Below are 7,793 nucleotides of genomic sequence, written 5' to 3'. Positions count from 1 at the left end.
AGAAGCCATGGCTATGCGGCATGATGCTCCAGCTTCAATTCAATAACCGTGTTGCACTCAGCTCCTGAAACCGCCCAGCATAGATTTCAGGCCGCCAGCTTTGCGGATCTCGAAATTGACCTGGTGCGTCATTGCTGCGACGCAACCAGTGTCGACATCCAGGCTCTCGCCTTCTGCCAGTTCAAGCTTGTGAACGGTACCGCCCATGTGCACGAAGACCAGGCCGTCGCCTTGTAGCTTCTGCAGGATGAAGCCTTCACCGCCGAACAGACCGGTCAGGATTTTCTTCTGGACATGCACCCCGATGGACACGCCACGGGCGCCGGCGAGGAAGCTGTCCTTCTGACAGATGATCGTGCCGCCGTAGTCTTTGAGATGAAGGGGAAGGATCGTACCGGAGTAGGGTGCCGCGAAAGCTACGCGCCCTTTGCCAGGCGCTTGCTGAGTGAACACGGTGGTAAACATTGACTCACCAGTGATCAGGCGCTTGCCTGCACCAAAGAGCTTGCCAACCAGGCCCGTGGTCTCGCGACCATCACCAAACACGGTGCTCATCTCCACGCTCCGTGTTTTGTACATCATGGCCCCAGCCTCGGCGACAGCAGTTTCACCCTGGTCGAGCTCCAACTCGACGAACTGGGTGTCGGTGCCGTGAATCTGGTAGTCGATGCCTTCGGTGACGTCGGCGGTACCGAAACCGGAAGATTTGTTCGCGGGCGTCTGGGCCGGAATCTGGGTGTGCTCGGACATGGGTATCTCTTTCAAGTTTTTTTGCTTACTTGGCGATCGGGGTAGTCAGAACGGAATGATTGTTCCGGACTGCCCAGAAACAATGCTTGCCGAGCCACTGCCGCTGCTCGCGGTCATTGTGGTCGATGATTTTTTCCGTGGTTTGCGCGGTGGCCAAGTCGGTCGTGACCACGCGAATCAACACTTGAGTACTCAATTTATCGGCCTCGATTTGCTTCGGGGGCATTTTCCCACAGCGCGGAAGTATGCAAGCGCCAATCGGGCCCTGTCGGTGTAGCAAACCGGTGTACCGATAAACCTGATTTTTCGGCCGCAACCCTTATGAGAGACTCCTTCCAGATCAGGAGGCTTCTCATGAGTCGAGTGAATCACCACGCGGGTGTTGTAGGAGTGCCGAGGTTGGCGGTGGCTCAGTACCTGGCCGGCCGCGAATACAGGGGAGGGTTGAAAGCACTTTCCATCGATATGGGAATGGACTACGACCTGCTACAGGCCAAGCTGAACCCGTCAAAAGCGCAGTACCTGACGCCTGAGGAGCTGGAGAGGTTCATGGCGCTCGCTTGTAACAACGATGTCTTGCTCTCCATCAGCAAGGCATCCGGTGGCGTTGCGTACCGACCGATTCCAATGAATTCGGCTGCAGACAAGTACCGTGCTTTGAGCCTGCTAAGCGGGAAGTGCTCTGAGATTGAGGGATTCGTGGCGGAGGCCCTGGAACAGGAGGGTACTCTAACGGGGACCCTATACCCCCGCCTGGAAAAGCTGTTGCTGGAGTACGCGCAGATTGTGCTGGGCATTGTCCATGGAGCTCAAGACAGTGCCAGGGCGGGCTAGATCAGTTCAGACCCACTATCAGTCGGTACCGGCCAAGAACCGGCGTTCCATTTCCTCATGGCTGATGGTGCGACTTTCATCCAGGGTGGCCAGCCGTTCGATGGCTAGCCGCTCTGCCCGCAGGTCTTCGAGTTCGTCCTGCATGGCTTGGAAGGTTTCAACACCAATCAGCACGGCGGCCGGCTCGTTATCTTTGAAAACGACTAAGTGCGGGAGGTCGCCGCTGGAGACATCCTTCAACCGAGCTCCAAATGAGCGAGCCATAGCGGTTGCGGAAACGGCCTGTTCAGGGCGGCTAAGTAGTGCGCTCACGGGAATAAACCTCTATCTCGAACTACGCAGGTAGTTTCTGCGGATTTGAGAAGTATATAGATCACTATATGTTGTGCAACATTGCGAAAATAGCCGCTATATGTTGTGTAATATTGTGCGTTGAATTGTGCGTGTAATAGGTCGCGCTGCTGGCGAGCAAAGATGCCAGGAGGCTAACTAGATGCACTGACTGCCATGTCATGAACTGTTTCAGCTGCATACATGGCTGCAAGCGCAGCATCGGCTGCTTTGCAGGCTTCCCAATAGCCGAACACGTCATCCGCCTGTTTAGCCATGGCATCGTCTAGCGCCAGCACCCAGTTCACCAGGTCGAAAGGTGCGGTGATCTTGGCGTTATCGCCAAGCTCAAGATGAGTATCTGTGGTGATCACCAGTCGCGTCCCTTCGAGTCCGTGGACGGTCTTGACGCAAAAATGTCGTCCGAGATCGCGCCGCAGCAGCTTGGTCAGTACCGCCTGGTGGTAGCTCTTCGCATCGGCCAGGACCGCGGCGACATTTCGGATCATGGCTTTGGTCGCACGCCAGTTGGCCTGGTTTTCTGAGTCCCTGGCCTGACGATCGCGGGCTACGAACTCAACAAAGGCCCGGCCGTCACTGAACCCAGCTACGAGCCTTTTGAGCTCTGCGTCGCATGAGCTGGACAGGTAGGAGTAGTGCACAGACTTCACGATGGGGGTGATCCAGTCAGGGCGTCCAATGGCCCGCAACCTGTCGACCTTGCCCCCTAAGCACGCTGCCTCATCCAGCATACCTGGCCAGGTAATGACGTCAGCCAGCTGGTGCACGTGCTGGCATCTGGCAGAGACGTCGTCCACCAGGTCGCAGAATTCCTGCGCGGTGAACACCCAGGCAGAAAAATCCAGAGGCTTACGAGGGCAGGACTGATGCGCGTTCTTTGCCATTACCAATGGATCAGGCAATCGGTTGTTTCGGTATGAGCCAAACAGCTCGAAGAGGGGGCCCTTGAAGACCTCTTTGGCATGGTTAACCGCTGCCTCTGCGGCCTTTATGGCGGCGGGCAGACCGGGATGGTGCTGGAGGTGATGGTGAATCTCGCCAAACTGCTCGCGACTGTAGGAGGCAGGTTCGCGCCAGTAGGGAAGCATGAACCAGCCTTCGGCAATGGCTGACAGGATGTACTCTGCCGCGTCGCGGTGTGATGACAGATCGTGTGGGAGGGGCTGGGACTGGGCTAGGTGCCTGGCAGCCTGTTGGGCGTCAGCGCAGCAGAGGTATTCGCGGTTGAGGTGCATGAGGTATCTCCAGGGATACCCCATGCTCACACTGGTTGTCAGAGATGCAAGCAGTAGCCGGCAGCTTACTCAGTGCGGAAATCGATCTTCACGGTTCCATCGCGCCAGTCGCGAAAGCCGGTAGTGTCGCGGCGAAGCGGGAAGGTGGGCTCTTCAATTCGCTCCCAATAGGCAACGGGAACCGCAGGCTCGAGGTACTCCGGCCCACCCATCGCCGGCGAGGAACGGCCGATAAAGTTGCCCTCAGGCCCATACAGGGCAATATCCATCACCCACTCCTGGGAAGAACCGTCCCAGTAGCAGTCTTCGACCTTGCCGATCTGCGGATGCTGAATGTTCTTTTCCAGTACCCAGTCATTTTTTGCCAGCGGGCAGGGCGATTGCGGGGTCCAGCGGAGAGCGGCGTCCATGGGAATTCCTTTGGCTGAATGCGTGAGAGGCAATTACTGCTGCTGGGCAGTGGCGTGGTCGCGAGCTGCCTGCAAGGCCTTGTCCTGGTCATCGAAGCTGGTCTTGCCGACAGGGGTGACATTGCCTTCTCCGGCGCTCACATAGGCCCACCAGAGGCCGTCGACTTGAACGGCGATCGGGGTTCCCGCCGCCAGCTTCATCAGCTCCGAGCTGCTCTGGTCTTCGGTCAAAACAACGCCATTGCTCATTTTGGTAGATCCTCGTCTGAACTGGTCATGTTCGGGAGATTTCCTCCCATTCCGTTGAATTATCCAGCAGGTCGGGAGAATGCAACCTCTAGACCCAGGGCCAGATCAGCTGGTTGTTTGAGTTTGCGGTTTATCCGGCCGATGAGAAACTGAAACCCTACGAGAACCGAAGTGTTGAGGCGGGCATGAAAGCGGCGAAAGTGAATTGGGAGGGGCTGTGGTCCCTGGAAATTCCTAACGAGGTATCTCATGGATGCTATGCAAATGAGATTGAGATCTGCACAGCTGGTATCGACCAACTGCCAGAGCCTCTAAATTCCGCCACCTGCTGGATATACTGCCGCGATGCGTGGCCGCACGTTGACCCGGACTTTGAAGGCTTGATGTTCATCACTCTGGCGATTCAGGCAGACCACAGCTACAACCAAATTCTTCCGCGCAAGAAGAACATCAGAATGGGTGTCTTCCGGGGCAGCCTGTTCATTACTGATCCCATGGCGATGCACTGGCTCGCGCCGAATAACGCGGACACCAACGCCGGCTTTATCGGCCTTCAGTGGGAAGTGCCATACAACCAGATCGATACTGCTTACGCTGACCTCGTCAGCAAGCTTGCCGTGCTGGGCGAGGTTGAGGACGTCACGCCGCCAACAATGCACACTCTTCTCAAAGCGACCGCGGAATACAACGGCGCACCACCTGGGTACTAGGAGATGGTGATGAGCAATGCGGTAGGAGTGGGTGTAGCCGTCATCATCTGCCGAGAGGGCAAGGTGCTTGTCGGGCGGAGAAAAGGCTCCCATGGTGAAGGGGCCTGGGCAGTACCTGGCGGCCGCCTTGAATTTGGGGAAACCGTCGAAGAATGTGCTCGCCGTGAAGTGCTGGAGGAAACAGGCCTTCGGCTTGGAGAAATCACGCAGTGCGAGATGGCCACTAACGACATTTTCGCATCTGAGGGAAAGCACTTCGTCACCCTTTGGGCCTTGGCGAAGCTGGAAGATGACCAGGCCCCCGCGACTCTTGAACCCCACAAGTGCCACGGATGGGAATGGCACACCTGGGATGGCATTCCCCAGCCCCATTTTCTGCCCCTAGCGAACCTCAAGCGCCAGCGCCAGCGCCCGATGTTCGACGCAGAGTCGTAGCCGAGCACTTCGCAAACTCGCTGAGATCCCCTCAGATTCCGGCTCGGATACGACCGTTCGTCGGCTCAACATGACCGCAATATCGCGCTGTTGCGCCATATGTCAGTAGTCAGAGAGCTATCTCTATCTATGGCGAAAAAGACCGCAGAAATTCGTGCGGAAAAGCCCTTTTTTGCGTTTTGCCCTTACCGTTCTGGTAGTTGCTCCGTGGCCAAACGAGCCTCTAAGTTCTGGCTTGCCAGTATGGCGTAACCCCAAAAAGCACAGATCTGAGGTGGCAATGAAAGGGCAGAAAAAGGTGGTCCCAGGGAAATCGCAAGTAATCGACGCTGAGAGCTATATCAAGCACCTGGTCGCGTTGGGTAAGAGGCTGAAGAAGGCAAGAAAAGCTGGGAGCCTGAGGTTCGCCGAGATTGGTGATGTCACCGGGTACATGAAGAGGGAGATCAAAGATTTCGAGGCTGGGCAGATTGATCTGCAACGTGACTTCGTCTGCGGGATGATGTTGCTGGGAGTCAGTCCTGCCTGGCTGCTTGCTGGTGTGAAACCCAAGCTAATTCCAGGTCATCCGACCATGATGGATAAGGAAAGAGACAAAGCCTACATCCGCATTGGCCGTTCGGTAGACAAGTACTTTGCTTCTATCGAGAAGAAGGGGCTGGCCGGGAACGTTAAGCCCTACGTCAAATGGCCGGAGGGCTGTGAGGCATCGATCCGGGCCTACCTGGCCTAGGTCGGAGAGGGTGGGGTTGCACTTTTGGAAATGGTGAGAGCCTGGTGACCAGTTCATCCGCCGGGGAAACACACCGTGACCATTCAGCAGGACATCTTCACTTCCACAGACGCCGTGCGGGTGGAGCTTCCAGAAGTAGCCGCTGCTGCTGGGGAACTGGTTGACGATGTCTGCGAGGGCTTCTTCGCCCCGGTGGCCTTTGATGCTGTCGACCAGTTGCTGGCCCGCTACAACGCAGAGGCAGCAAGCATCCAGGCGGTGGGGGAGTTCATCCAGACTCCCGCCTACCGTAGTGCACTGAGCCACTTCATGGCGGGCAACGCAGAGAACTTCTCTCCGGTACTCCGTAGTGGCGTTGCCGGCCTTTACTCAGTAGACGGTGCCATCGGGCATCTGAACGGCTGCTACTGGAACGAGCTGCTGAATCTGACAGACGTCCTGGAGTACATGCCCTACAAGCGGCGAGAGGAGTGGTCTGAGCAGATCAAGAGCTTTACCACCCCACCATTCGAAGAGAACGTCGTCCGCAGCACGCTCCAGAGCATGCTTGCTTCGCGGAGCACTTACTTCGCAGAGCGGGTCGATGGCATTTTCCAAGCCCTGTCCAAGACGCACGTCACCAATAACCCGGCGGGTTTCACTTCGCGCTTCATCATCGACTATGCGGAGAGCAAGGCCGGCTATATCTCCGATCTGCGCAACGTGATTGCTCGCTTCATGGGACATTCGGAACAGAAGGCCAGTAACGGGTACAAGCTGCTGAGACTGCTCAGCCAGCGCACGGGGGAATGGCACTCCGTAGATGGCGGCGCCTTGCGCATGAAGATGTTCAAGGTCGGTACCGTGCACTGCGACGTGCACCCTGAGCTGGCGGTGAGGATGAACAGCTTGCTGGCGCATCTATACCCGCTGGCCATTCCCTCCCGCTTCCGTACGAAGCCTAAGCGCCCACCGAAGGACTTTCCGGTACTCAGCAAGTCGCTGCCACAGGAAGTGATCTCGCTTCTGATGGATCCCAAGACCCCTGGAGAGATCCGTTACCGCCGGGTGACCGAGAACCCCTATGCCGTCCGTTTCGACTCCAATCCACGGGTGGAGGAGGCGTATCAGGTTCTGGAGGCCCTGGGCGGCGTCCGGCATAACATCAACCTGTTCGTCTGGTACGAGTTCGACTACGACCCGCAGCCGGCGATCGCCCAGGTAGCGATCAGCGGGATGCTGCCGGATGATAAGAGCCACCAGTACTACCCGACTCGCGAGCGCCTCGCCGACTTCGCGAAGGAGCTGGCTGATATTCGGGAGGGGCACAGGTGCCTAGAGCCATCAGCCGGAAACGGTGCCCTGGCTGCAAAAATGCCGGCTGAGACCACGACCTGCATCGAGATATCGGCCATGCGCTGCAAGGTGCTGGCCAGCAAGGGGTACAAAGCAATCGAAGCGGATTTCCTAGCCTGGGCGCCTAAGTGCACTGAGCATTTCGACCGCATCGTGCTCAATCCCCCGTTCGCCAATAATCGCGCGACGCTCCACCTGCAGGCAGCCGCGGGCCTACTCAAGGATGACGGACGCCTGGTGGCCATTCTCCCAGCCTCTCTGAAGGGTAAAGACTTGCTCCCAGGCTGGGACCTGGAGTGGCACGGCCCATTCTGCAATGAGTTCGACGGTACCGGCGTAACCGTCGCGATCTTGCTAGCTACCCGCAGCGAGCACTAGAGGCCGGTCCACTCTCGGGATTACGGCCCATTTTGCTCTACTGAGGAAATCTCAGAAAGCAAGGACTCTGCTAACGATTCCACCCTTTGCTCAACAGCTGCAGCAGACGTAAGGACGGACCTTAAGGCCTCGTGTGGATCACCTTCAGTCATATCGTTGAGGTGCCTGATCAGATACTTCTCAGTATCGACCCGGAGAAGTAGCAGATAGCCCTGCACGCTCAAAGGGCGCCTCAGGAGGGCGGCTTCTAGACGAAACAACAGATCGCTCACCAGTTCTGGTGTACTCAGGCCCCCTGTTCTTACTCCGATCTCTGTCAGACACAGCAGCAGTTTCGCGACCCGTCGCGACTCGTCGTTGCTCGAAACAGTGG

10 protein-coding genes and 1 pseudogene are annotated in these 7,793 nt (G+C 57.3%); 6 read left to right on the top strand and 5 right to left on the bottom strand.

Translation table 11 applies throughout. The features are described 5' to 3' along the window. Positions 1–69: 69 nt before the first annotated feature. A pseudogene (locus YA0848_RS01760) lies at positions 70–750 on the bottom strand (AIM24 family protein); the annotation flags it as partial. On the opposite strand from YA0848_RS01760, the gene YA0848_RS01755 reads away from it, so the two are divergent. Next, entirely contained in the window at positions 749–1,027 is a 279-nt protein-coding gene (locus YA0848_RS01755; protein ID WP_141678427.1) for a hypothetical protein, read from the top strand. The pseudogene YA0848_RS01760 and the gene YA0848_RS01755 sit on opposite strands and share 2 nt — an antisense overlap. Before the next feature lie 77 nt (positions 1,028–1,104). Then, a complete protein-coding gene (locus tag YA0848_RS01750; RefSeq protein ID WP_065327500.1) occupies positions 1,105–1,584 on the top strand; it encodes a phage regulatory CII family protein in 480 nt (159 codons plus the stop codon). Between the two features lie 18 nt (positions 1,585–1,602). Here the strand turns inward: YA0848_RS01750 and YA0848_RS01745 are convergent, their stop codons facing one another. The 4 genes from YA0848_RS01745 to YA0848_RS01730 form a co-directional block, all read right to left on the bottom strand. Then, a complete protein-coding gene (locus YA0848_RS01745) occupies positions 1,603–1,824 on the bottom strand; it encodes a type II toxin-antitoxin system Phd/YefM family antitoxin (RefSeq protein ID WP_232925017.1) in 222 nt (73 codons plus the stop codon). 245 nt (positions 1,825–2,069) lie between these two features. After that, positions 2,070–3,170, bottom strand: coding sequence for a hypothetical protein (locus YA0848_RS01740; protein WP_065327502.1), 1,101 nt, complete (start codon positions 3,168–3,170; stop codon positions 2,070–2,072). A 65-nt stretch (positions 3,171–3,235) separates the two neighbouring features. Further along, positions 3,236–3,580, bottom strand: coding sequence for a hypothetical protein (locus YA0848_RS01735; RefSeq protein ID WP_065327503.1), 345 nt, complete (start codon positions 3,578–3,580; stop codon positions 3,236–3,238). Positions 3,581–3,613: 33 nt separating this feature from the next. Beyond that, positions 3,614–3,829 (bottom strand): hypothetical protein, encoded by a 216-nt coding sequence (locus tag YA0848_RS01730; protein ID WP_065327504.1) that lies wholly within the window; start codon positions 3,827–3,829, stop codon positions 3,614–3,616. Between the two features lie 113 nt (positions 3,830–3,942). Here YA0848_RS01730 and YA0848_RS01725 point away from each other — a divergent pair, with 113 nt between their 5' ends. The 4 genes from YA0848_RS01725 (at position 3,943) to YA0848_RS01710 (ending at position 7,420) form a co-directional block, all read left to right on the top strand. Next, on the top strand, positions 3,943–4,539 hold the full coding sequence (locus YA0848_RS01725; protein ID WP_065327505.1) for a hypothetical protein: 597 nt from the start codon (positions 3,943–3,945) through the stop codon (positions 4,537–4,539). A gap of 9 nt (positions 4,540–4,548) precedes the next feature. Then, positions 4,549–4,974, top strand: coding sequence for a nucleotide triphosphate diphosphatase NUDT15 (locus tag YA0848_RS01720; RefSeq protein ID WP_065327506.1), 426 nt, complete (start codon positions 4,549–4,551; stop codon positions 4,972–4,974). 280 nt (positions 4,975–5,254) lie between these two features. Continuing rightward, a complete protein-coding gene (locus YA0848_RS01715; RefSeq protein WP_065327507.1) occupies positions 5,255–5,707 on the top strand; it encodes a helix-turn-helix domain-containing protein in 453 nt (150 codons plus the stop codon). Between the two features lie 75 nt (positions 5,708–5,782). After that, positions 5,783–7,420: a class I SAM-dependent methyltransferase gene (locus tag YA0848_RS01710; protein ID WP_083196138.1), complete on the top strand. Its 1,638-nt coding sequence runs from the start codon at positions 5,783–5,785 to the stop codon at positions 7,418–7,420. Positions 7,421–7,793 lie beyond the last annotated feature (373 nt).

Origin of the sequence: Pseudomonas sp. S4_EA_1b (genome assembly GCF_016307435.1) — a bacterium.
Lineage (GTDB): Bacteria > Pseudomonadota > Gammaproteobacteria > Pseudomonadales > Pseudomonadaceae > Aquipseudomonas > Aquipseudomonas rhodesiae.
Note: the sequence above shows the minus strand (reverse complement) of the source record. Positions and strands in the feature narration are given on the sequence as shown.

Coding starts and splice junctions, on each gene's coding strand:
- YA0848_RS01755 (WP_141678427.1), top strand. CDS start 749: ATGGGTATCTCTTTCAAGTTTTTTTGCTTACTTGGCGATCGGGGTAGT.
- YA0848_RS01750 (WP_065327500.1), top strand. CDS start 1,105: ATGAGTCGAGTGAATCACCACGCGGGTGTTGTAGGAGTGCCGAGGTTG.
- YA0848_RS01740 (WP_065327502.1), bottom strand. CDS start 3,170: ATGCACCTCAACCGCGAATACCTCTGCTGCGCTGACGCCCAACAGGCT.
- YA0848_RS01735 (WP_065327503.1), bottom strand. CDS start 3,580: ATGGACGCCGCTCTCCGCTGGACCCCGCAATCGCCCTGCCCGCTGGCA.
- YA0848_RS01730 (WP_065327504.1), bottom strand. CDS start 3,829: ATGAGCAATGGCGTTGTTTTGACCGAAGACCAGAGCAGCTCGGAGCTG.
- YA0848_RS01720 (WP_065327506.1), top strand. CDS start 4,549: ATGAGCAATGCGGTAGGAGTGGGTGTAGCCGTCATCATCTGCCGAGAG.
- YA0848_RS01715 (WP_065327507.1), top strand. CDS start 5,255: ATGAAAGGGCAGAAAAAGGTGGTCCCAGGGAAATCGCAAGTAATCGAC.